This is a genomic window from Imperialibacter sp. EC-SDR9 (genome assembly GCF_902498805.1).
Lineage (GTDB): Bacteria > Bacteroidota > Bacteroidia > Cytophagales > Cyclobacteriaceae > Imperialibacter.
The window spans coordinates 191988-216337 of sequence record NZ_LR701581.1 but is presented as its reverse complement, the minus strand read 5'-3'; the positions used below and the strand labels follow the sequence as shown (position 1 = coordinate 216337).

The window sequence follows — 24350 nt, the reverse complement described above, 5'->3', positions numbered from 1 at the left end:
GACAAGCTCCATCAACTCAAAACACTCAGGTATAAAATCTTTGCTATTGGGGGCTATATAACCAAATCCGGCAGTCAGAAAATACTCAACCTTTCTCTGGCAATGAAACGAAGAAAATGGATTGAAGGAATCTGGACAGAGTCCCAAAATTTCAACTGGCCTTTTGCTCCGTCCTAATTCCTAATGACAATTCCGGGTTAATACAACTGAACCATCTATTTCTCCAAAGCTCTTTTTGCATTTCGTTCATTTAATGAAGCACAATAATTGAATAAACCCAACATCCTGGTTTATACCTACAATATAGTCGGATATATCCAACCTACTCTTTATATACACCTTATATTTTTAGATGATAAAGACTAAAAAGAAGCTAGCATCAAAAGCAATGACAAAAAAAACAGGCTTCTCTCCTGATCAGTTTACCCATGGCATGCTCCATTTCGCTCAAAGCTTCGGCGAAGTATAGTGGAAGGCAGTACCGTTTTCGGCTGAAGGTTGTGCGGCACTTCATTGAAGCTTCCATTGCTTGATCTTCAAGCTTGATCTGTTAACGGAACAAGCTTGTTTCGTTTGCAGTCGAAGCTTCAACCAGTTTCCATTGAAGCTTCAGTGAGAGCTGGTTGAAGCTTCAGTGGGAGTTCATTGAACCTTCGGTAAGAATCCATTGAAGCCTCAATGGGAAACGGCCTCCAGTCTGGTAAGAAAAAATGTCTTTTAGCGTTGAATTCAACACTTTTTGGAAGTATATTTGACTACACTCAACCAACTACCTCAATATGAAAGTAACAGCCAGGGATATCAGAGTTTTTCTATTTGGAATGCTTTTTATGTTTTTGATCGTGCTTGCTTACGATTGGGAAAATTTTCGAAGAGGCTTTGCTGGTGAACCAGAACGGGCGACTCAATCTATGAAATAAGGTCTCTTCATTATATTTTTCATCTATGAAAATCACCAAAAGAGATATTATTTTTTCGTCGTCGGCTTGTTTACTATGTTAATCATAGAATCGATATATGATTGGGAAGGCACCAAACAAGCTGCAAAAGAAGGCTGGGAGGCTGGAATGAGCAGAGCAAAATAGCGACGATTTGTCTTAAAAAGTTTTACGGGCTAGTCTGCTGCAACTCCTCCTCGACAATAGCTTGCTGCTGTCACCATTCGCCAAGGGTATTTTCTCCAATTTCAGTCAGCACTGTATTCAGAAGCTTCTTTGAGAAAAACCTCCCTGAAGAAATCCATTTTTGAAAAATTGGTCGCAGCTCAACAATGCTTCCATTTAGCTTGGCCTGCATCAGTAACCCAATAGATCCAATGCACTTTACATTCAGCAACTCGGCGATAGCCCTTGCCTTCTTATTGTCGTCGATGAGCAAAAAATCTGCTTTTAATTCTTCGTATAAAATGACAGACTCCGATTCTCCGAAATCCATCACCATTGACAGGTGATTCGTTGACTTTATTTTTATGACCCTCTTTTCAATGTCCTTTAATACGCTGCGATCAAAGCCTGGATTGTCGTAGACCTGTAATTCCTGCCACACGGCTTCCGCAATGAAATAATCACCAAAAACACTTTCAATTAAACCAAGTGGCACAAGAGAAATGATGGCCCCGGTATCTGCCACAACTACTTTCACTGGCTACAGCTTTTTGATCGTCTCAAGATCTGCCATCACTTGCTCAATACTTGGATTCGAGACAGGCAAATTGCTTTTAGCGAGAGATTTTTCAAACTCGTAACGAGTTAAGCCCGACAATTGAATAGCTTTTCCGATGGTTAACTTTCCTTCATGAAAAAGCATGATTGCCACGGCCACCTGTAAATGGTCTTTCAACTCTTCCTCAGATTCGTTCAGCGCCAACATAATATCAGAAGGAATTTCTACAGGTATCGTTACATTTTTCATGGCCGGGGTCTTTTTATTCAAAAATACGACCTTTATTTTAATATTACTGAAGAACACGACGCCTATTGGGCTCAGAAATTCACCTCAAAATAGCTGCTAGGCCGTAACACCCACACATAGTTGGCTGGCTTCTTCGCCGTGGGTTCAGCCTTCTCTTTTCTTTGCGACTTAGCGCTTTTGCGTGCCAATAAAAATTGGGCAAGAACCTAAGGCGCCACCGCCTGCATCATCAGCCCACACAAGTAAGCCCCGTAAGTGCCCGCCGCATAGCCCAGCACGGCCAGCAGCACGCCCACCGGCGCCAGCGAGGGATTAAACGCTGAAGCCACAATGGGCGCTGAAGCGGCACCACCCACATTGGCCTGACTGCCCACTGCCACAAAGAAGAATGGGGCCTTGATCAACTTGGCCACCACCAGCATGATGGTGATGTGGAACAATATCCAGACAAAGCCTACAAGAAATAGTCCCGGGTTTTCGAAAATGGCCAGCAGGTTCATTTCCATGCCAATAGTGGCTACCAGAATGTAAAGAAAGACACTTCCAAGCCTGGAGGCACCAGCTCCTTCAAGATTTCGTGCCTTGGTGAAGGACAGCAACAAACCCAGTGTAGTGGCAATCACCACTATCCAGAAGAAGCCGGAAGTAAGGCTGTACTCCTCCAGCCCAGGAAAGTTCTCCCCTATCCACGGCGCAATGATGTCGGCACCGAAGTGAGACAGGCCTGTCACCCCAAAACCTACGGCCAATATCATCAGTGTGTCCGACATGTTGGGCACCCGCATGATGCTGAGGCGGTAAGTCTCTATTTTCTTTTTTACCTCTTCAATGGCGGAGGTGTCCGACTTCAGAAACTTGTCGATCTTTTCAGCTCGTCCTGTGCCATACAGCAGAAATGCTAACCACAGATTCCCGATTAGAATATCGACAGTCACCATGGTAGAAAACATCTCCCCTCCCACGCCAAACACTTCTCTCATGGCCGTTTGGTTGGCTCCACCGCCAATCCAGCTACCGGCTATGGCCGTCATGCCTCTCCACACTTCCTGCCCGGGGGTGCCAGTCACCACCTCGGGTGCAACAACTGAAAATAGCAGTATCGCCAGCGGCCCGCCAAGCATAATACCGACCGTGCCTGCAAAAAACATTATCAACGCCTTTGGCCCCAGCTTCATGATCTCTTTGAGGTCTACCGACACAGTGAGCAAGACTAAACTAGCGGGAAGCAGGTAACGGGAAGCCACAAAGTACAGCTTGCTGTGAGCACCCGATATGATGCCCATGGAATTGAGTATGGATGGAATGAAATAACAAAGGAGAACGGTAGGCACAATGGAGTAGAACTTCTGCCAGCCGGTGTGCTTGCTGGAGGCCGTACCAAATACGGCTGCCAGTATCACAATGAGTATACCGAATACGACTGCGTCGTTGGTGATAAGAGGTGCGGTAGTTTCTTCCATGGGAGCCTTTTAATCAACTCCCAATATGCCCAATTACCTTATATCCTCCAAAATTTGAAGCAACTCACCCAGCATCATGGCGGTAGCTCCCCACACTACCCTGTCTTCGACAGTAAAAAATGGCGACCTGATTTTTATATTAGGGCCAACGATCATGTCCTTCACCGCAATTTCCTGCTTCATCAAGTTCCCTACGTCGGCTGATAATATTTGAGCTACTTCTTTTTCCTCTGGCACAAATCGGGGCGTTGAAAAACTGATCCCTATGACAGGCAGCACTTTGAAGTTGCTGGCGGGGATATAAAGTTCGGACATGGTGCCCATTACTGTAATTTCACTGGGGTTGGCTCCCACTTCTTCTTCGGCTTCTCTCAAAGCAGTATGCAGCAGGTCTCTGTCGCTTTTCTCGTACTTGCCGCCCGGAAAGCTCACCTGACCACTGTGGGCACCAGGGTATTCAGGCCGCTGAATCAACGGAAAGTGAATACCACCCGTTCCCGGATGAAACAGGATCAGCACGGCTCCCGCCTTCGCATCCGGCCTTTCTTTGAATGCAAACCGCTCCTGGTTGATGGGCGTGGGCGACATCCGAATTTGTGCGTCGACACCTGGCAAAGGTGCCTTCAGCCTGTCCGACAGCCTCGCCTGAAACTCTTCATTCAACTCCCACATACCCAAAGATAATCTATCATAGAATTTTGCTTTACGAGGAATTTGCTAAATTCGTTTGTCAACGTCAAACGATGAAATGGACCCCGACCTCCCGCTAAGGATTTATATCGTATTTTTTCTAACTACTTTTTCCCTTTTTCTGTTCCTCCTTTTTGCTATTGGATTTAGCCGCCACTCCAAAAGAATTCGGCTCCAGTGGCTGACCGGCTTCACCATAACTGTTTGGCTGGGGATCACAGGCTACCTCGCCTACTCCGGTTTTTTCCAGGCTTACGAGGAAGTGCCTCCCAGAATGATTTTTGGCGTTCTGCCTCCCTTAATCACCGTGATCGGGCTGGTGGCTTTTGGCGTTTCCAGGCGTTTTCTTTTTCGAATCCCGCTGTTCACCCTCACCTACCTGCACATTATCCGAATTCCGGTTGAGATCGTGCTTTGGTGGCTGTACAGGCAGGGGCTGGTGCCTGAAATGATGACCTTCGAAGGTGGCAACTGGGATATTCTGTCAGGCATCACCGCTCCCTTCGTGGCTCACTTCCTCAATCCCACTGTCGGCAGGCACCGGTTCGTGATCTTTATTTGGAACCTGGCAGCCTTAGGGCTCCTGTTCAATGTGGTGATCAGAGGCGTGCTGTCGGCGCCGTACATTACTCAGGTTTTCTCTTTTGACCAGCCCAATATTGGATTGCTTCAGTTTCCTTTTATCTGGCTGCCTGTTTTCATTGTGCCTGCGGTATTGTTCAGCCACCTCATTGCCATGAATAAACTGGTGAGGAAGTTGAAGAAATAGTTATTGGTTAGCAGTTGTCAGTTATCAGTTTCAAGGCTTCGGGCGCTGGCCCGGCCTCACTTAGCACCTCGCAAGCCTTGACTTTGTTGCCTACTGCCAAATAAGCTTTTCCCAGCCACAGGTGAACTTCGGTCATTTGGCTGTCCATGGACTCAGCCCTTGTCAGCAACCGAAGGGCCTCCTCAAAGTTGCCTGCCTTGTAGTAGTATATCCCCTTGTTCCGGTAAGCCCAGGCGTTCTGCGGATCCCGCAGCAAGCTGGCGTCAATATCCTCCACCGCCTTTTCCAAACTATCGAGCTGTAAGTAAACATATCCCCGGTTGTTCAGAAAGTAGGCTTCGTTGGGTGAAATGTCAATAGCTTTATTAATCAGGTCAAGACCCTTGGCATTGTTGCCCTTCGCCGACGCTACCATCGCCAGGGTGTTCCACGCATTGCCCTCCTCCGAGTGAGACAGGAGCCCTTCTTCCAAATCCGATTGTGCCGAATCGAGCTTGTTTAAATAATACCTGACGGTGCCCCGGTTGATATAGGCCTCACCATTGCTGTTGTCCCTCATCAGCGACTCCGTGAAGGCGGCTTCCGCCTGCTGGTACTCTTTGAACTGAAAATGAATGACGCCTTCCGAGAAATAAACCCTGGCCGAATCGGGGAAGGCCTTTCTTACTACAGTGATGTCGTTGATGGCCTTGTCGTACCGGTTGGCACCGGCATAGGCCTCAGCCCTGTTCCATACATAGGAGAGGTTTTCGGCATCAATGAGAATGGCCTGATTGAAGTCGAGCAAGGCAGAAGCAGCATCTCCCCTCTTCATGTGCGCAATGCCTCTGTTATTGAAAGCATCGGCATAGTCGTTGTCAAGTGCCAACGCTTCAGTGTAAAGCCGGATGGCCTCCTTATTATCGTTCCCCTTCAGTGCCTCATTGCCCAACAGAAAGAACCTGTCTCTGTCGTTTTTCTTCCTTTCCGCACCACACGACGTGATAAAAGCGATGACGGCAATGAGAATGCTGAATTTTAATAATTTATCAAAAAAACTTCCTGAAAATGTAAATTTTATAATGTTCATTCTTTTAAGTACCTCTTTTTTTGAAATATATTGTGAAAAAAACCAAACTAACAATGGGCTAAGCCCTTTGCCGAAAAACAAAATTCTTCTTTTTTGTTGCCAGATAAAATTTTCTGCCATAGGTTTGTGGCACAAGTAACAGAAAGAAAAGATTTATGTTATCCTCGCTTATCATTAACGTCCGTGTCATTGTCGTCATCGTTGGATGTCGGTCGTGAGAATGGAGCGTTAAAACTAAGCACAAAAAGGGCCATTCTCATTACAGAGAATGGCCCTTTTTTAATTGTTTCAGCTCATGTCAACAGAATTAAACAAACACAGTAAGACAATCACCCAGGATCCGAGTCAGCCGGGCTCTCAGGCGCAGCTTTACGCCCTTGGACTTACGGAGGAAGATCTGAAAAAAGCGCAGGTGGGTATCGTGAGCACTGGCTTTGAGGGCAACCCCTGCAATATGCACCTCAATATTCTGGCCCACCAGGTAAAGAAAAGCGTAAAAGAAGCCGACCTTGTAGGGCTCATCTTCAATACAATAGGTGTGAGTGACGGCATGTCCAATGGAACAACTGGCATGAAGTACTCTCTGATCTCCAGGGATGTTATTGCAGATTCTATAGAGGTAGTTAGCCAGGCACAGTTTTACGACGCCCTGGTGGCAGTGGTAGGCTGCGACAAAAATATGCCGGGTGCCATTATGGGCATGTCCCGACTGAACAGACCCAGCATCATGGTCTACGGAGGCTCTGTTCGCCCGGGCAAATGGAAGGGCGAAGACTTGAACATCGTCTCAGCATTTGAGGCTTATGGTCAGCGCCTCGGCGGCAACATGTCGGACGAGGACTACAAAGGCATTATTCAAAACTCTATTCCCGGCCCTGGTGCCTGTGGCGGTATGTACACAGCCAACACCATGGCATCGGCTATCGAGGCAATGGGTATGAGCTTACCTTATAGTTCATCAAACCCTGCTGAAGGCAACCCAAAGGTAAACGAGATTCAAAAAGTGGGTGCGGCTATTCGTAACCTGATGGAAAAGAACATTCTTCCGTCAGATATCATGACCAAGAAGGCATTCGAAAATGCCATCACAACTGTAATGGTGTTGGGCGGGTCTACGAACGCAGTGCTTCACCTGCTGGCCATGGCCAAAGCGGCAGACGTGGAGCTCTCACTTGACGACTTCCAAAGGATCAGTGACAAGACACCTTTCCTCGCCGACCTGAAACCAAGCGGAAAATACCTGATGGAAGACCTGCACAAAATAGGCGGTGTACCAGGTGTATTGAAGATTCTCTTGAGAGAAGGTTACCTCTATGGCGACTGCATGACTGTAACCGGAAAGACGCTAGCCGAGAACCTGGAAGAAATTGCTGATCTTCAATCGGGACAGGATCTTATCTATTCTTTTGATAAGCCGATCAAAAAAACAGGCCACCTGCAGATTTTATATGGCAACCTGGCCCCCGAAGGCGCTGTGGCGAAAATCACCGGCAAAGAGGGAGAAGTGTTCGAGGGCCCTGCAAGGATCTATGAAGATGAGTTTGCTGCCATCGACGGTATTGGTAAAGAAGTTAAAAAAGGTGAGGTAATCGTCATTCGTCAGTCGGGACCGAAAGGCGCACCAGGCATGCCTGAGATGCTGAAGCCGACAGGTGCCGTCATGGGTGCCGGGCTGGGCAAAGACGTGGCGCTGATCACCGACGGAAGATTCTCAGGCGGGTCGCACGGATTCGTGGTGGGGCATATTACCCCTGAATCGCAGGAAGGCGGGCCTTTGGCACTGATCAAAAATGGAGACATTATCCGCATTGACGCAACGAATAATTTGCTGGAAGTGAAACTTTCGGACGAAGAGCTGGCAGCGAGAAGAAAAGCATGGGTAAAACCTGCTTACAAAGCCACGAAAGGAATATTGAAGAAATATATTAACTCAGTAAGCTCAGCCTCACAAGGCTGTGTTACAGACCTTTAATGAACGTAGTATGAACACCTCGACATTAGCGGTTGAAAAAAAGCAACCCAAAAAGACCATCAGAGTATCAGGTTCAGAAGCATTGCTTATGTGCCTGCTCGAAGAGGGCGTTGACTCCATTTTCGGATATCCCGGAGGAGCCATTATGCCGATCTACGATGCTTTGTATGGCTACCAAGACAAGCTCACCCATTACCTGACCCGCCATGAGCAGGGAGCTGCCCATGCCGCTCAGGGTTATGCCAGGGTCACTGGCAGAACGGGTGTCTGTTTCGCTACTTCCGGGCCCGGAGCTACCAATCTGATTACCGGCATTGCTGATGCTCAGATTGACTCAACCCCAATGGTCTGTATCACAGGTCAGGTTCCTTCTCATTTGCTGGGAACTGATGCTTTTCAGGAAACCGATGTGATTGGCATTTCTATGCCTGTAACAAAATGGAATTATCAGGTAACCAAAGCCGAGGAAATACCGGGGGCTATTGCCCGGGCATTTTATATTGCCAACACTGGCAGGCCCGGCCCTGTGTTAATCGACATTACCAAAGATGCACAGTTTGCGATGGTGGACTTCTCTTACGAAAAGTGCACCAAGATCCGCAGCTATCATCCCTACCCTGTATTGGATGAAAGCAAGGTGGAAGAAGCCGCTGAAATCATCAACAGTGCGAAGAAACCATTCTGCCTTGTTGGCCACGGTGTTTTAATTTCACACGCACAGGAAGCGCTTAGCGAATTCCTGATCAAAGGCGATATCCCGGCAGCATCGACTCTTCTGGGGCTTTCGGCGCTTTCTACGGATCATCCGCAGTACGTTGGATACCTGGGCATGCATGGCAATTATGGCCCCAACATCAAAACCAATGAGTGTGACGTGCTGATTGCGATCGGTATGCGGTTCGACGACCGGGTAACAGGCGACTTGAAAAAATATGCACGGCAAGCCAAAGTGATTCATATTGAAATCGATCCTTCAGAGATTGATAAAAATGTAAAGACCACAGTGGCAATCAATGCTGATGCAAAAGCGGCGATCAAATCATTGATTCCGAAGATCAAAAAGGCAGAGCACAAAAGCTGGATGGCGGAATTCAAAGAATGCGACAAGTTGGAGCATGAAAAAGTCATCCAAAAGGATCTTTACCCAACAAGCGGCGAAGTGAAAATGGGTGAAGTAATCAGGCTTTTCAACGAAAAAACAAAGGGAAAGGCGATTTTGGTTACTGACGTTGGGCAGCACCAGATGGTCGCCACCAGGTACTATGGCTTCAACGAAACCGACAGCAACGTAACATCGGGCGGATTGGGCACCATGGGCTTTTGTCTTCCGGCCGCTATTGGCGCCAAGCTTGGCAAACCAGACAGGCCGGTGATTGCCGTGATTGGTGACGGGGGCTTCCAGATGACCATCCAAGAACTGGGCACCATCTTCCAGTACAATATTGGCGTGAAAATCGTGGTACTCAACAACAACTTCCTTGGCATGGTGCGCCAGTGGCAGCAGTTGTTCCATGGCAAGCGGTACTCATCTACTGAAATGGTGAACCCTAATTTTCAGCTGATTGCTGAAGGCTATGGCATTCCATGTCAAAAAGTAGTAGACAGAGGCGACCTTTCATCTGCTATCGACAAAATGCTGAGCACCGATGGCCCCTACTTTCTGGAGGTAGTAGTGGAGCAGGAAGAAAACGTGTTCCCTATGGTTCCCTCTGGTGATTCAGTTTCAAACATTCGTTTAGAGTAAAAGAGCAGTATTATGTCACAGTCATTATATAACGAACAAAACGGGCAGGATCCTGAAAGACTCTTCACTATGTCTGTCCTGACAGAAGACAAATCGGGACTCCTGAACCATATTACCATCATATTTTCCCGCAGGAAAATCAATATCAGCAGCCTGAACGTCTCAACGACAGAGGTAGCTGGTGTGAGCCGCTTCACCATAGTGGTGCATAGCACGAGGGAGCAGGCAGAGAAGGTAGTAAAACAGATCAGAAAGCTGGTGGATGTACTTGGAGCATTTCTTTACGAAGAAGACCAGGTGCATTATCAGGAGATTGCCCTGTACAAAGTTCCAACCAAGATTTTCATGGGGGGTAACAAGATTGAAAAACTTGTCAGAGACAACGGAGCACGAATACTTGTCATAGAAGAAGACTATATTGTGCTCGAAAAAACTGGCCACAAAGACGAAACCTCTGACCTTTTCAAGAAGCTGGAACCCTATGGTGTTCTGGAGTTTGTGAGGTCGGGTCGTGTGGCTATCTCGATGAGCAAAAGAAAAACCGAAACCTTTATCAAGGAATTGGAAGAAATAAAAACCAACCTATTGTTACAATAGCGGTCATAATGTAAATCCTAATTTTAATAAGAAAACACAAGAAAATGGCAAAGATCAACTTTGGAGGCGTAGAAGAGGAAGTAGTAACCAGAGAAGAATTTCCTTTAGAAAAAGCCAGAGAAGTCCTTAAAAACGAAACCATAGCCGTACTGGGATATGGAGTACAAGGTCCTGGACAGGCACTCAACCTGAGAGACAATGGTTTCAACGTTATCGTTGGCCAGCGTAAAGATTCGAAAACATGGGACAAAGCGGTGAAAGACGGCTGGGTACCTGGCAAGACACTATTTGAATTGGAAGAGGCCTGCGAAAAAGGCACCATCCTTCAGTTCTTACTTTCTGATGCCGGACAAATTGCGCTTTGGCCAACAGTGAAAAAGCATTTGAAAAAAGGCAAGACTTTATATTTTTCTCACGGCTTCGGCATCACTTACAAAGAGCAGACTGGCATTGTTCCTGACGCTGATATTGATGTGATCCTTGTAGCACCTAAAGGATCTGGCACCAGCCTTCGCCGTCTGTTCCTTGAAGGAAAAGGCTTGAACTCCAGCTTTGCTGTTCATCAGAACGCATCTGGCAAAGCAAGAGAAAACGCTATTGCCCTTGGTATTGGCGTAGGATCAGGCTACCTGTTCGAAACTGATTTCAGAAAAGAAGTATTCTCTGATCTTACTGGCGAAAGAGGCACGCTTATGGGCGCTCTGGCTGGAATTTTGGAAGCACAATACACGCTGCTTCGCAAAAAAGGACACTCACCATCAGAATCTTTCAATGAGACAGTGGAAGAACTGACTGAGTCCCTTATCAAGCTTGTAGCCGAAAACGGTATGGACTGGATGTACGCCAACTGCTCTACGACTGCTCAACGTGGTGCACTTGACTGGAAAAACAGGTTCCGTGATGCTGTAGCTCCTGTGTTCGACGATTTGTACGAAAGCGTTGCTACAGGTAACGAAGCTCGTATCACGATCGAAGCGAACCGCCAACCGGACTACCGTGCTAAATTAGAAGTAGAACTAGCTGAACTTCACGATTCAGAAATGTGGCAGGCAGGCGCTCAGGTGCGCAAGCTCCGTCCGAAACAGTAAATAGTAAATGGTAATCAGTAATCAGGTGACACCGATTACTGATTACCGATTACTTGATACATTTATCTCCGCCAATGTCTTCCATGCAATCTCCTCTCGTTGCTGTAGATAAAATCCTACAGGCCAAAATCACGCTCAAAGACGTTGTGCCCCCCACCCCGCTGCAATTCAATCAGCAGCTTTCTGAAAAACATGGTGCCAGGATCTACCTGAAGCGGGAAGACCTTAACATCGTTCGTTCTTATAAGATTAGAGGCGCCTTTAACAAAATTGCTTCGCTGTCGGATCAGCAAAGAGCCAACGGCATCTTCTGTGCCAGCGCAGGCAATCATGCTCAGGGCGTAGCCTATGCATGCTTCCATCAAAAGATTCACGGCAAGATTTACATGCCCACACCCACGACCAGTCAGAAGATCGACAGGGTGCGGATGTTCGGAAAAGAGTTCGTTGAAGTAATTTTGATCGGCGACACGTTTGACGACGCCAACTCCCAGGCCGTTAAAGACTGTGAAGCCGCTGGCGGCACCTTTGTTCCTCCCTTTGATGACGAAAAAGTAATAGAAGGCCAGGGCACAGTGGCGGTGGAAATACTGGACGAAATTTCCGAACCCATCGACTACCTGCTTGTTCCCATTGGCGGCGGCGGACTTTCCGCCGGTGTGGGAAGCTATTTCAAGGCATTGAGCCCAAAGACAAAAATTATTGGTGCAGAGCCACTGGGAGCACCAGCCATGAAGAAGTCACTGGAAGCAGGACATGTAGTGACACTGGAAAGTATAGACAAGTTTGTGGATGGCGCCGCTGTGCAAAGCGTGGGTAAGCGCAATCTGGAGATTTGCAAAGAGGTGTTAAGTGAGGTGGTGCTGGTACCGGAAGGCAAAGTTTGTACCACCCTGCTGGAGCTTTACAACAACGAAGGCATCATTGTAGAACCAGCCGGCGCATTAACCACGGCGGCGCTTGACATGGTAGCTGATCAAATCAAAGGGAAAACCGTCGTTGCCATAGTCAGCGGCGGCAACAACGATATCATCCGAATGGCAGAGATCAAAGAACGGTCAATGCTGTACGAAGGCTTGAGGCACTATTTTATCGTTAAATTCCCACAGAGAGCTGGAGCTCTTAAAGAGTTTCTTGTCAATGTGTTGGGGCCGAATGATGACATCATACTTTTCGAGTACACCAAAAAGACAGCCCGTGAAAACGGCCCGGCCATGATCGGAATAGAGCTAAAAGATCGGAACGACTTCCAAAGCCTGCTCGATAGAATGAAGGCCTATAACATCAACTACCAGCTGCTCAACAACAAGCCCGAGCTGTTTGGGATGCTGGTTTGATTGGGGGCATTTTGGCGTATGCCAGAGCCAAAAAAAGGCCCGAACCCGGGCCTTTGCGTTGTTGCAGAAATCTATTGTTTAATGAACCTAAAGTCTTTTCGAACCTTGCTGTCGAACACCCGCAAATAGTAAACGCCAGCCGGTAAGTCAGCTAATTCAATCGAATTCTCATCAACTCTCAGCTCCAGTTCCTTCACCAAGCTTCCTGAGACATTCGATATTTGCACCGTTTTTACCGAACTGAATACTTCGTCCAGTGACTTCAGCGAAATCCGTTCTGTCGCAGGGTTAGGATAAACGATGATATTGCTGAGATAAGCCTGGTTAATACCCGTTATCGTCACATTCACTTCCGCCGAGGTACTGGTACATCCACCCACATCCACCATCACTTTAAATACGCCACTCTCCTGATTGGGAAGGTTATTTCCTTCGGTAGGCAATTCCTGTCCATCTCTGAACCAGGTGTAAATAGCGCCGGTTACCAAAGCGGTTGATAAGCTTTTTCCTTTAGAAGCGACAGTAATCACTGGCAAGGCAGGGTTAACACAAATCGACTGGGTAGCAGCGGTGGCGGCGTTGTAATTGCCATTGCCAGGCTGGCTGGCCGAAATTGTTAGTGGACCGGCACCCAGCAGGGTTACGGTATTACCTTCAAGGCTTGCGTCACCTTCGACAGAAAAAGTGATTGGCAACCCACTGGACGACGAAGCCTCAAGGGTAAGGGTGCCCCCCTCCAGGTTCACATCTTGCAGCGCTGTAAAGCTAATCGTTTGGCTGGCCTTTGCCACTTGTATAGTGACCGACGCATCCGCTGCGGTGTAGCCATCATTCCCCGCCTGTACTGCGTCTATGACGAGCTCGCCAGCCCCCGTGATAGTCACCACATTTCCGGAAATAGTAGCAGGCCCCGTTACAGTAAGCGCTACGGCCAGTCCGGCACTGGATGTGGCGGTTACTTCGAAAACAGCATCGCCAAATGTCTTATTATCTATCGCAGCAATTGTAATCGTTTGGGATAACTTATCAATTGATCCGTCGCAGTTGTTGTCTTTGCCATCAGGCAAAGCGGGAGCGCTGGGGTAAACGTCCTTGTCAGTGTCGTTGCAGTCTGTGGCGTCGGCCACAAACCCCTCCGGCTTGCTACATGATTTTGACGTGGTGGCCGCATCACCAAATCCATCTCCATCGGCATCTTTGTACCACAGTGTATTGGGATTAACATCCGCCTTGGCGTCGTCACAATCGCCTGTCACGAGCACATATCCCTCAGGTTTTGTGCACTGTGTCTTTTTATCGGTTTCCAATCCGAACCCATCACCATCGGCATCAGCGTACCATACAGTCGTCGGATTGATAGCTTCCTGGCTGTCGTCGCAATCACCTGCTGTTATGATGTATCCAGCTGGCTGAGTACATTGGGTTTTCGTCACACCTTCGTCTCCATAGCCATCCCCGTCGGCATCGGCATACCAAACAGTTGTTGGTTTAATAGTTTCTTTGGTATCGTCACAGTCGTCAGCGTTCGCCACATACCCGGCAGGAGCAGCACATTGTGTAAGACTAACGGCGGAGTTGCCGTAGCCGTCACCGTCGCTGTCCTGGTACCAAATGGTTGTCGGTTTAATGTTTGCATCATTATCGTTACAGTCGCCACTTACCCGAACATAACCGGTGGGCTGCGTACACTGCGTTTTTGTGTCTGTATCTGTGCCATATCCGTCACCGTCCGCATCGGCATACCAAACTGTAGCCGGATTGATAGTGCCGTCGTTGTCGTCACAATCTCCGTCGCACTTCTTGTAGCCATCACCATCCACATCTGAGTCAGCAACCAGAATATTGCTGTTCTGCGCCACTTCCTGTCCGTCGTCGCAGCCATCGTCGTCGGTGTCGGCCAGGTTCGGATCGGACTCATAATCGTTCACTTCTTCTCCATCCTCGAGGCTGTCCTCATCAGTATCCTTCACCAGTGGGTCAGTACCATAAACATTCACTTCATCACCGTCGCTGAGGCCATCACCATCGGTATCGGATAGCAAAGGATCGGTGCTATAAGTGATTAGTTCCTCATAATCATTTAACCCATCATTATCGCTATCCGAAAGCGTGGGATCAGTACCGTATGTAATGACTTCGTCATAGTCACTAATTTCGTCTCCATCTGAATCGGTAAGCGTCGGGTCACTGCCATATGTATTTACTTCATCGCCATCCTCCAGACCGTCATCGTCAGAATCCTTCAGCGTCGGGTCGGAACCATACACGTTCACTTCATCGCCATCTTCAAGACCGTCATCATCGGAGTCTTTGAGGGTAGGGTCACTGCCATAGGAATTGATTTCGTCATAATCACTGAGGCCGTCATCGTCAGAATCTGAAAGTGTCGGGTCGGTACCATAAGTGTTCACCTCCTCAAAATCATTCAGGCCATCGCCGTCGGAATCTGATAGAGTAGGATCAGAACCGTAGGTATTTATTTCCTCGCCATCTTCCAGCCCATCATCATCTGTGTCCTTCAAAGTTGGGTCAGAGCCGTAAAGATTTACCTCATCTCCGTCATTCAACCCATCGTCATCGGTGTCGGCAAGTTCAGGATCAGTGTTGTATATATTGATCTCATCATCATCCGTCAGCCCATCCCCATCAGTGTCGGTGGTTACATAACTTTCCAGGGTAATCTCATTGCCTGCGGAAGTAGCCAAAAAGGGAGCCAGCAGCAGCAAAAAGGCAAGAGTACTCCATATCGTTGGTTTGTATATCGAACTCATCGTAGTAGTAGTTTGGGTTAGATTAGTGGGTCAGAATGATTCTCCTGCTAATTTCCAGTCCTTTGCCATTCGAAAGCTTAAAGACATAGATGCCAGAAGGTCGATCCCTCCCCTGCCAGACGAACTCAGCCTGCTCTTCTCCTTCGAGCCACCCGTCAAACAGGTGTTGTACCTCCTGCCCGGCAAGGTTAAACACCGACAAAGAGAAGTAGTCACTTTGCGGTGGTATAAGCCGGAAAAACACCTGATCAGGTGATGGGTTTGGATAAATCACCAATTCAATAGCTGCAAGAACTTCTTCAAGTCCCATGGCTATCTCAGTATCATCTTCTTCAGCTACCCTGGCACCTGGTTCGGCAATGGTTTGGAAAGTAGACACTGACGAGAACTGGCTGCGCAACGAATTATCACCTGAGCAAATTGTACGCACTTTCCACTGGTAGGTGGCCAGCGAAGTCAGTCCTGACAGGCTTATCGATGCAGTGGCTGAAGTTGCCGCCGTCCAGATAATGTCGCCCTGCTTGCGGTACAAAACTTCATAACTCAGGGCACCGCTGGCGGCCTCCCACGACAAATCGGCGGTGGTCTGCTCGGTGATGCCAACTGTTAAACCGGTTGGAACCGCACATGCCGTGGCACCAGTAGTACTAAACTCCATTATGGAAGAATACGGGGACACCAGGCTGTTATCCGGAGCACAAAGTGTTCTCACCCTTACCTGGTATGGCATACCCGACGACAAGCCAGACAGGCTTACCGAAGCGGTACCTGCAAGCACCTGTGTCCAAATGGTAGTACCTTTTACTCGATAACGAACGTCATATTGATCTACACCCGCAGCAACAGTCCAGGTAACCTGAGCGCCCGTGTCGGTGATGGCCGACGCTGCGACGCCAGTTGGCGATTCACATGACACTGTGCCGGTGGTGGTGAAAAATTCCACACCCGAGTACAACGATTTCAGTGAGCCATTGGCTGCACAAACAGAACGCACCTGAAATTGATAATTGGTGCCGGTTTGAAGCGACCCAAGGCTGATAGCGTTCGTGCCAACATTCAGGTTTGTCCAGATGGTAGACCCGCTCACTCTGAACCGGACATCATAACTCAAGGAACCAAGGTTAGCCCAGGTTATCTCTGCATCTGTATCAGCAGCGCTAACGTTAAAACCGGACGGTACATCGCAACTTGGTAAGCCATCGGTGGTGAACTCTGCCGGCACAGAGTATACCGACGACAGCACAGGGTTGGTGCTACAGTTTGATTTCACAGAGAACTGATAAGGCATGCCTGGCTCGAGCCCTGTGAGATTGTAACTATTTGTTGCGGTTGTAACGAGCGTCCACAAACTGGTTCCTTTCACCCGATACCTCAACCCGTAGCCACTGGCTGCTTCTGCCACAGTGGTCCATGAAACCGTGGCTGAGCTGGACGTAATATTGGAAGCAGCAAGGTTAACAGGAATTTCACAGCTAACGGTCCCAGAGGTTTCGAATGAAACCAATGAGCTAAACAGACTCTGAATACTTCCATCTACGGCACAAATTGCCTTGACCTGCACCTGATAAGGCATGCCTGACTCAAGGCCGGTGAGGACGTAGGAAGGACTGACAATCGGAACCATCGTCCATATGGGTGTTCCGGCGATTCGGTAGCGAATTTGGTAGGATGTCGCACCGACATCGCTCCAGGTCAGGCTGGCCGTCTGATCGGTTATAGCTGATACTGACAGGCTGGTCGGCACTTCACATGAAACAACGCCAGTCGTTTCAAAAAACGCTGTGGAAGCAAAAGGCGAAGCAAGGGTACCCTCCGCATTACAAATGGTTCTTACGGTCCACATATAGGGCATTCCACTCACCAGTGAACTGATGTTCAAGGAATTAGTTGCGGTGGTTTGATAGCTCCATGTGTTAGTTCCCTCCAACCTGTAGCGTACCTGATAGCTGAAAGCGCCTCCCTGAGCCGCCCACGTCAAACTCGCATCGGCTGTGCCTGGGGTAGCTGCCAAACCCCCAGGAGTGGTACATGCAGCCGCACCCTGTGTGGTGAAGATGTAGGTGGTCGAATAAACAGACACAAACGTACCATCAAGGGTACAAACCGATCTGGCCTGCACCTGGTAGGAAGTACCTCCACTAAGCCCTGTCAATTGCTTACTGTTTGTTGGACTCTGTAAATAGCTCCAAACCGTAGTGCCCTGCACACGGTAACGAATATCGTAAGCTACTGCTCCTGTGCTGGCAGTCCAGCTCAAGTCTGCGGTATTGGTAGTCACTGTAGCACTCAACCCAACCGGGGTCACACAACTTGGTGCACCCGTGGTAGTAAACTGATTGACAGTTGTGTAGACTGAACTCAGCCCCGAACTCGAATTGCAGACAGCCTTGAGCATGTACACATAGGCAGTGCCGGGCTCCAGGTCGGTCAAATCGATGCTCGCCGTAACTGCTGTAGCTGTCGTCCAAATAGCTGTACCATTGGGCTTGTACCTGATTTCGTATGACTCAGCCGATTGGTCTGTCCAGGAAACTGTAGCAGACGAAGCAGTTATGCCCGAAACCGACATGCCCGCTGGCACCGGGCAACTTACAGCTCCCGAAGTAGTAAACTCATATACGGATGAATACAGGGTCTGAACAGCCGCACAAACTCCTCTTACCTGTATCTGATACGCCATACCAGCCTGCAGGCCAGTGAGACTCGCACTCGCAGAAACAAGCCCTGTAGTGGTTGTCCAGATAGTAGTTCCTTTTAGCCTGTAACGAACATCGTAGGTCACAGCCCCCGTATTATTCCATGTAATGTCCTGCTCAGTATCACTGATGCTCACATCGCTCGCTATCACAGGCACTTCACAAGCAGGTGTACCCAATGTGGTGAACGATTCCACATCCGTATAAGCCGACGTCAGCACCTCAGACCCAGTACATGTCATGTTCACTTGAACAAGGTACTGCACACCAGGCTCAAGAGCAGTAAGTTGAAGGGAGGTTCCCCCTTGAATTACCTCTTCCCATGTGAGCGTACCCAGTGGTTTGTAACGGATTTTATAAGTGAGCGCATCTCCGGCAGGGTACTGAGCTATATTCCAGCTTAAGTCAGCTGTGGTGGAAGTAACATTCGAAACAGTGAACGATACGGGCGTATCACATATTTCCTGATACTTGTATTTGCCAACAAACATCGATGTTCCCGTGCCAGCCTGCAACGTGCTAAGCTGGCCAAACTCAGCAGCTCCCAAAAAGCGGCCGGTGGCGTAGAGGTTGTTCTCAAAAACTGAAACAGCACGATTCGACACCAGATAATTAGACTTACCTTCCACCTTGTCTACCCGAAGGACTGCTCCAGAGGCATCGTAGTGAGCAAAGAATCCAAAACCGTTACTCAAAGTCTCAGCCGACGGTGGGAATAACATTTGATCAATCCCCATAAAACCACTGACGACGATCTGCCCGGAGCTGCCTGTCGCCATGGCCAAAACGCCATCGCTTCCTGCACCGCCCATTGAACGCACCCACTGAGTGGCACCATCAACCGATGCTACCGCCAGAAGGAACCCTTCCCGGCCTCCTGAGCTGGAAGCCGCCCCGGAAGGCACAGATAAACTTGCACCATCGAAGAAGCCACCGACATATACACTGCTGCCGCTCGTGGCTACGGCGTATGCCTGATCAGCCTGATCTGTCGATGCGTGTTTGACCCATAGTGGATCCCCGGAATTATTGAATTTTGAATAGAAGATGTCGCTTAGTCCGGTCGATGACAATGATGTGCCACCAATTGTGGGCGATGCTGAGAAGCTACCGACCACGTACACATTCCCCTGTGCGTCCACGGCGAGGTCGTTGCCCGTAACGCCAGCATCTGCTGACACGGGTTTGGTACGCACAAAATTTCCATTGGGTGATATTGTCACCAGATGAAGGCCAGCATTGAGAGCGCTACCTCCAAAAGTACCGTTTGTGCTAGCTGAACTGTATAGAAGGTGGATATTTCCGCTACCATCAAAAGCATGTGAGGTGATGAGGTCGTCGAGCGAGCCTCCCAAAGCTTTCGCCCAGATCAACTGCCCATCGGCATCCATTTTCAGCAAGAATCCGTCATTGCTACCCAGAGCGTTGAAGGTTGGACCGTTGGGAATGGTAAGCGCTCCGCTAAAATAACCACTGACGTACAACACGCCATTAGCATCAACCTTTACCTCCTCCACCGATGCATTACCAGTGGACAATAGTTGTCGGCCCCACACGATATTTCCGTCCGCATCATATTTGATGACAAAGCCATCGCTGCCTCCTGCTACCACCCAGCTTTCGGCACCAACGTACAGGTCGGCCTCTACCCGGCCACCCACGAAGGTATTGCCATTGTTGTCGTTGGCAACGGTTCGGCCGTAAGAGGGCGAATAAAGGCTGCTTGCCCAGGCCCATCGATTATCAAGCGTCCCGGAGAAAGTGGAAGTTCCATCATACACATAATCAGACTCCTCACTGGCTCCCACAGCTTTCAGCCTGTAAAAGTAGTAGGTGTCTGGAGTGAGGCCAGTATTAGTGTATTCAGTGCCATTGGCACCGACAGGAATGCCTACTAAATCAGTCGTGAAATCATCCGAAGTTGATCTTTCCAGCGCATAGTGAGTTTCATTGCTTGCGTTGTCAATCCAGCTAATGTAAAGTGACGTCTCACTCAAAGGCAATACCAGAAAGTCGGATGGTGCCTGGGGAAAAGCGTCATTGATAATGGTATGAATAAAGCCAATATTCATTTGATAGTTGCCACCTGAAGCACCACCCGCTACAGACTGGCCTGCTACCCCAAAATGCTGGATATTGGTGCCAGTTGAACTGCCACCGCCATTCGACGTTGTTTGGCTCGTCTGCACCAGCTGGGCCTGTGCTCCCTCGTAAAGGAGAACAGTGCACGCCAGCAGTAAATAATATCTTAAGTTTCGTTTCATAGTCATTCAGTTTTTAAGTCCAACTTGATTGAGTGGATTAGGTAGTTGAATGACTACTCTTGTTTCCCTAGTGATATGCTGTTTTCATCCGACTGTTTGGAAGGTGCCTGCAGCAGGTTCACCAGCGATTTGACGCTGGCTTCCAGCTCGGTTATTCGTTTTTCGTTATTCTTTGCTGTCGCCAGCTCCGTTTTTAGCGATGCATTCTCGGTCTTCAGTGTTTCGATCTGAGTATTCAGCTCTTTGATGGCTTCGATAAGCACGGCAACCATTTGTGAGTAATTCACCGACTTCATGCCCTCTTCGTTGGTGTGCACAAACTCGGGATATACTTCCTCTACCTCCTGAGCGATCACGCCGATTTGTCTGCTTTGAGATTTGGATTTGTCTAGCCAGTTGTAAGATACACCACGTAGTTTAAGTGTGTTTGCCAGCGAGTGCTCGATCGGCGTTATATTCTCCTTCAAACGACCATCTGAAGTTGTATTGAAATTTGTTGCAAACATATCTCCTTCAGCGCTCACACTGTTGCTGGCGTTTACACTTCCATCCCCCCACAGATACACGTAGCTTCCAGGGCCGTCAAGTGCGATATGGCTTCTTACATTGCCATCGCTATCAAAGTCATAGCCACCATACATCCTTAGACCGTGACCCGCAGACGTAGCCCCTAAGTTGACTGTCCCACTGGTGTTTCCGTTGTTTTCGCCAGTTGCGACATTTACAAGTCCATTCTTAACGTTGATACTTCCATCAAGTCCATTGAGGGTTATTTCATTTTCGTTGTTGGTATTATTAATATTCAGGAAGCCAGCATCCCCGTTGTCACCCATTTCAATCGAGTTATTACCAGGAGTACTGCTTTGTGCTACCGCTATCAAACCAGTAGATCGGATACCCCATTGGGCATTGAGGTCGACAAAACTTCCGTTGGCACTGTGAGACAAATACATAGAACCCGTGTAATTGGCAGCGCCGTCGTCACTTACTGATATCAGCGCACGAGATTGATCATTGGCATCTCTCAAGTCCAGTGCTCCCTGACCATCATTGCCCCATTGGCTTTGCAGGGTGGCTCTTTTCATATGGATATTCTTAATGTCGCCGCTCAGCCCATTGGCATCAATTCTAAGATTAGCTCCATCGGTACCGTTAAAACTGACCGCACCCAATTCATTGCCCAACCCATCGTCGGCTACTTCCATCCATACCAAGTCCTGATCCGGCGTATTACCCCGCATGCGGAAGTAAGGTCTGCCCGCCCCATTCGTGGGATCCTCCCAGGATTTGGCCCCTATTTCCACGTTGCTCACTCCATCGTTAGCCTCCAGTCGCAAAGAGCCCCATTCCTGGCTCCCGTCCTGATTGACCTGTAGGCCTGCATGGCTGTAAAACCAGCCGTTTCCGTCAGGCTTGTTGCCAAACAGTGATAAATGTCCCAAATCGCTGTCCTGGTAGTTTTGACCACCAATGATAACGTTAGGAGACTCCTGCCCACTCAGCTGAAAATTGCCCGACCATTCAGTGGGTGCATTTCCGCCGGGATCGTTTGAGAGATAGGCAGAAACGAAGCTCCTTGGACAAGTAGTGCAATTCACATCATTGTACACCGGGCCAAATAGGGAAAAGCTGCCAACTGTTTCTGATCCTGCTTTTTCCACTCCCAAAGCGATTCTAATATTGTCTTTTCCTGCTTCGGCATCGCCACGAAGGTCAAGGTAGCCCTGAAGACCTGTCTCCCAATTCTTTTCTCCAAAATTCCCATAGTCCTGATTGATACCCGTAGCAGAAATGCTCCCCCCCTGCCCATCGACAGAAAGTGTGCCGGTTACCTTCACGTCTCCTTCAAAAAATCCTGCCCAGTTTTCCCCCGAGGCGCTAGAAGCAGTGCCATACACACCAATATTTTTCGCAGAGTTGTTGGACGTAGAAACACCTGATACACCTATATTTTCGCTTGTTTGTGCTCCGTCGCCCTGGGCTCTTCCTCGTAGGCCGACATTTTGTCCCGGGTTATCGTTTGCGGAAAAATCACCGCCAAAATTGGCGCCTCCAGCTGCTGAATTATTAGAAATTCCCCTAACACCAACGCTAAAGCTTGATTGACCAAGTGCCTCACCTCTTAACCCGTAGATTACCGCAGTACTATTCGCCTCAGTAGACCTGGAGATGCCATACACGCCATAATGGAAGCTAGCGGAATTGGCTGAAACATTGGCAATACCTCTCACACCAGCGTTTCCACCCTCAGCAGCACTACCAATACCTAATATTCCGCTGTATTCTGTAATTCCGGCACCCTGCCCATCCCAAACTCCCGTTCCTGATACTTCTGCCTTCAGGGCAGTAATCTCTTCGCTTGTCGAACTGTTCTGATCGACTGAATAGTGGCCATTTCCCGCCACGCCATTGTAATCGATCATGTACGACTGACTGCCATCGGCATTTCTAAGCGTTAAGCTTCCATTTCCGGCGTCCAAAACAACCGTTTCTGTTCCGTCGTCATCCTTCATTTTCAAATTGCCGGCCTGGTTGCTGCCAGAAAGGATTGCTTTTGGCTGTCCCTGGTATCCATGGAGCTCCAGCTGTCCATAAGAGGTGGCGGAATTTGGCCCATAAGAACCCAATGAGGCCCTTCTTCCTTCGCCATCATCACGAGGACCATAGATGGCTACCAGTCCATTATCGAAGTTGCCGTCGTAATAGTTGGGGGCAACAAAAACCCTCCAATCCGGTTGTCCCGAACCAGCACCATTGGGATTGATAGACCCTAAATTTTGTCCATGAAGAGTACCAGAAATCTTCACATCGCCATCAAACCAACCTGCCCAATTTTCTGAACCACCAGTTGCCATGCCTACTAGTCCTTTGTTGACTCCTGTACCCTTGGCCCAACCGAGCACTCCTCTATTCTCTACCCCACCTGAAATTTCACTCCAGCCAACTACGCCTATGTTGTCCGCCGCCCCTGCATTTCCTGTAGCCTTTCCCCAAACACCAATATTTCCATTGAGGTTGTCTTTTGCTATTCCTATCGCTCCGTAATTGTAAGAGCCAAATGTGCCTTGAAAGTCGGTAACTGACCCGTCACCCGCACCAAGACCATAACCATAAAGGCCAGCGTTTACTTTTCCAGTTCCCTCTCCCTGACCGTATACACCGTAATTGTCTCCGTCGGTGCTGGCATATCCCTCTATGGCTGCCCAATTACTCGCTGGGCCCGATATTTCACCCAAAATCGCAGGTCGATCAGTACTTCCGTCCATTTCCTTCGTGAACTTCCACTCCTTAATACCTGCATAGAGAGTAATAGGAGATAAACTTGTCGCCCCTACGGTAATTTCCAGGGTTCTTTCACTCACATCCGAAAACAACTGATCAGGCAGAGTCGCAACGTCGCCTAACACAAGTGAATAAAGTCCATCCTGAACCTGTACACCAATGTGAGTTTCTGTCCACAAAGATCCGCCAACTCCGTCTGGTATATTGAAAACAAAATCTCTGGTACCTGTCACAGGTGTCCCGTTTTCAATCAGCTGTCCCTGAAAGGGAAGCTTCTGCGAGAAGGCCACAAATGAGATTAGGGTGATTGTTAATGTTGTTACAAGGGCTTTCATAAAGTGATCTGTTGGTTGCAAATAAAACACCTTATAAAAGTAGTTGAAGGTCAACGGGGTAGTCAATACTCAATTTGGAGTATTTCTAGGTTAAGAAAAAAATTATTCTTGAGCCTTAAAATGCACTTTCACCGATTAGCTCTTCAGAAAATAATATATGCCAATATATTATTTTGAATCACATAAAAACACCTATCACATGCCGAAATATTAGGGGCACTCACCAAATAAATGAGCCTAATCAAATCCAGAGAAAAATTTTCCGGAAAAGATCACTTTGTAGTAAATCTATAATTATTTCAATAAAAATAGGTGAGTACTAAATTTGAACCAGTTAACTTATATAACCACATACAATTGAAAAA

At 48.3% G+C, this 24350-nt stretch carries 14 protein-coding genes; 6 read left to right on the top strand and 8 right to left on the bottom strand.

Annotation, left to right across the window (positions count from 1 at the left end; all coding sequences use genetic code 11):
* Window positions 1-1155: 1155 nt before the first annotated feature.
* The 4 genes from GC130_RS11330 to GC130_RS11315 all read right to left on the bottom strand — a co-directional run bounded on the left by GC130_RS11330 (window position 1156) and on the right by GC130_RS11315 (window position 4043).
* Window positions 1156-1641: a DUF3368 domain-containing protein gene (locus GC130_RS11330; protein WP_151998415.1), complete on the bottom strand. Its 486-nt coding sequence runs from the start codon at window positions 1639-1641 to the stop codon at window positions 1156-1158.
* Between the two features lie 3 nt (window positions 1642-1644).
* The gene (locus GC130_RS11325; RefSeq protein ID WP_151998414.1) at window positions 1645-1911 is read right to left on the bottom strand and encodes a UPF0175 family protein; all 267 of its coding nucleotides are present in this window, start codon (window positions 1909-1911) and stop codon (window positions 1645-1647) included.
* A 206-nt stretch (window positions 1912-2117) separates the two neighbouring features.
* Window positions 2118-3371 carry a DUF819 domain-containing protein gene (locus GC130_RS11320; protein WP_151998413.1) on the bottom strand — a complete coding sequence of 418 codons (1254 nt, stop codon included), beginning with the start codon at window positions 3369-3371 and terminating at the stop codon, window positions 2118-2120.
* Window positions 3372-3404: 33 nt separating this feature from the next.
* Complete coding sequence (locus tag GC130_RS11315) at window positions 3405-4043, bottom strand: CoA pyrophosphatase (RefSeq protein WP_151998412.1); 639 nt, start codon at window positions 4041-4043, stop codon at window positions 3405-3407.
* Between the two features lie 76 nt (window positions 4044-4119).
* On the opposite strand from GC130_RS11315, the gene GC130_RS11310 reads away from it, so the two are divergent.
* Complete coding sequence (locus GC130_RS11310; protein ID WP_151998411.1) at window positions 4120-4830, top strand: hypothetical protein; 711 nt, start codon at window positions 4120-4122, stop codon at window positions 4828-4830.
* 7 nt (window positions 4831-4837) lie between these two features.
* Here the strand turns inward: GC130_RS11310 and GC130_RS11305 are convergent, their stop codons facing one another.
* Window positions 4838-5899 (bottom strand): tetratricopeptide repeat protein, encoded by a 1062-nt coding sequence (locus tag GC130_RS11305; RefSeq protein ID WP_193217836.1) that lies wholly within the window; start codon window positions 5897-5899, stop codon window positions 4838-4840.
* A 295-nt stretch (window positions 5900-6194) separates the two neighbouring features.
* On the opposite strand from GC130_RS11305, the gene ilvD reads away from it, so the two are divergent.
* From ilvD to ilvA, 5 genes are all read left to right on the top strand, one after another.
* Window positions 6195-7871, top strand: a complete 1677-nt coding sequence (ilvD, locus tag GC130_RS11300; RefSeq protein ID WP_151998409.1) for a dihydroxy-acid dehydratase — start codon at window positions 6195-6197, stop codon at window positions 7869-7871.
* A gap of 10 nt (window positions 7872-7881) precedes the next feature.
* Window positions 7882-9615 (top strand): biosynthetic-type acetolactate synthase large subunit, encoded by a 1734-nt coding sequence (gene ilvB / locus GC130_RS11295; protein ID WP_151998408.1) that lies wholly within the window; start codon window positions 7882-7884, stop codon window positions 9613-9615.
* 12 nt (window positions 9616-9627) lie between these two features.
* Entirely contained in the window at window positions 9628-10212 is a 585-nt protein-coding gene (ilvN, locus tag GC130_RS11290) for an acetolactate synthase small subunit (protein ID WP_151998407.1), read from the top strand.
* Window positions 10213-10256: 44 nt separating this feature from the next.
* On the top strand, window positions 10257-11300 hold the full coding sequence (ilvC, locus tag GC130_RS11285) for a ketol-acid reductoisomerase (RefSeq protein ID WP_151998406.1): 1044 nt from the start codon (window positions 10257-10259) through the stop codon (window positions 11298-11300).
* Window positions 11301-11374: 74 nt separating this feature from the next.
* On the top strand, window positions 11375-12637 hold the full coding sequence (gene ilvA / locus GC130_RS11280) for a threonine ammonia-lyase (protein WP_151998405.1): 1263 nt from the start codon (window positions 11375-11377) through the stop codon (window positions 12635-12637).
* Window positions 12638-12708: 71 nt separating this feature from the next.
* On the opposite strand, the gene GC130_RS11275 is transcribed toward ilvA, so the two are convergent.
* Genes GC130_RS11275 through GC130_RS11265 form a run of 3 tightly spaced genes read right to left on the bottom strand, consistent with a single transcriptional unit; the run spans window position 12709 to window position 23985 of the window.
* Complete coding sequence (locus tag GC130_RS11275) at window positions 12709-15408, bottom strand: T9SS type A sorting domain-containing protein (RefSeq protein WP_151998404.1); 2700 nt, start codon at window positions 15406-15408, stop codon at window positions 12709-12711.
* 22 nt (window positions 15409-15430) lie between these two features.
* Window positions 15431-20368 carry a fibronectin type III domain-containing protein gene (locus tag GC130_RS11270; protein WP_193217835.1) on the bottom strand — a complete coding sequence of 1646 codons (4938 nt, stop codon included), beginning with the start codon at window positions 20366-20368 and terminating at the stop codon, window positions 15431-15433.
* A 53-nt stretch (window positions 20369-20421) separates the two neighbouring features.
* Entirely contained in the window at window positions 20422-23985 is a 3564-nt protein-coding gene (locus GC130_RS11265; protein WP_151998402.1) for a tail fiber domain-containing protein, read from the bottom strand.
* Between the last annotated feature and the right edge of the window lie 365 nt (window positions 23986-24350).

Bases quoted from the DNA above. Each gene is read 5' to 3' on its own strand.
- GC130_RS11325 (WP_151998414.1), bottom strand. From the start codon at position 1,911: ATGAAAAATGTAACGATACCTGTAGAAATTCCTTCTGATATTATGTTG.
- GC130_RS11320 (WP_151998413.1), bottom strand. From the start codon at position 3,371: ATGGAAGAAACTACCGCACCTCTTATCACCAACGACGCAGTCGTATTC.
- GC130_RS11315 (WP_151998412.1), bottom strand. From the start codon at position 4,043: ATGTGGGAGTTGAATGAAGAGTTTCAGGCGAGGCTGTCGGACAGGCTG.
- GC130_RS11310 (WP_151998411.1), top strand. From the start codon at position 4,120: ATGGACCCCGACCTCCCGCTAAGGATTTATATCGTATTTTTTCTAACT.
- GC130_RS11305 (WP_193217836.1), bottom strand. From the start codon at position 5,899: ATGAACATTATAAAATTTACATTTTCAGGAAGTTTTTTTGATAAATTA.
- ilvD (WP_151998409.1), top strand. From the start codon at position 6,195: ATGTCAACAGAATTAAACAAACACAGTAAGACAATCACCCAGGATCCG.
- ilvB (WP_151998408.1), top strand. From the start codon at position 7,882: ATGAACACCTCGACATTAGCGGTTGAAAAAAAGCAACCCAAAAAGACC.
- ilvN (WP_151998407.1), top strand. From the start codon at position 9,628: ATGTCACAGTCATTATATAACGAACAAAACGGGCAGGATCCTGAAAGA.
- ilvC (WP_151998406.1), top strand. From the start codon at position 10,257: ATGGCAAAGATCAACTTTGGAGGCGTAGAAGAGGAAGTAGTAACCAGA.
- ilvA (WP_151998405.1), top strand. From the start codon at position 11,375: ATGTCTTCCATGCAATCTCCTCTCGTTGCTGTAGATAAAATCCTACAG.
- GC130_RS11275 (WP_151998404.1), bottom strand. From the start codon at position 15,408: ATGAGTTCGATATACAAACCAACGATATGGAGTACTCTTGCCTTTTTG.
- GC130_RS11270 (WP_193217835.1), bottom strand. From the start codon at position 20,368: ATGAAACGAAACTTAAGATATTATTTACTGCTGGCGTGCACTGTTCTC.
- GC130_RS11265 (WP_151998402.1), bottom strand. From the start codon at position 23,985: ATGAAAGCCCTTGTAACAACATTAACAATCACCCTAATCTCATTTGTG.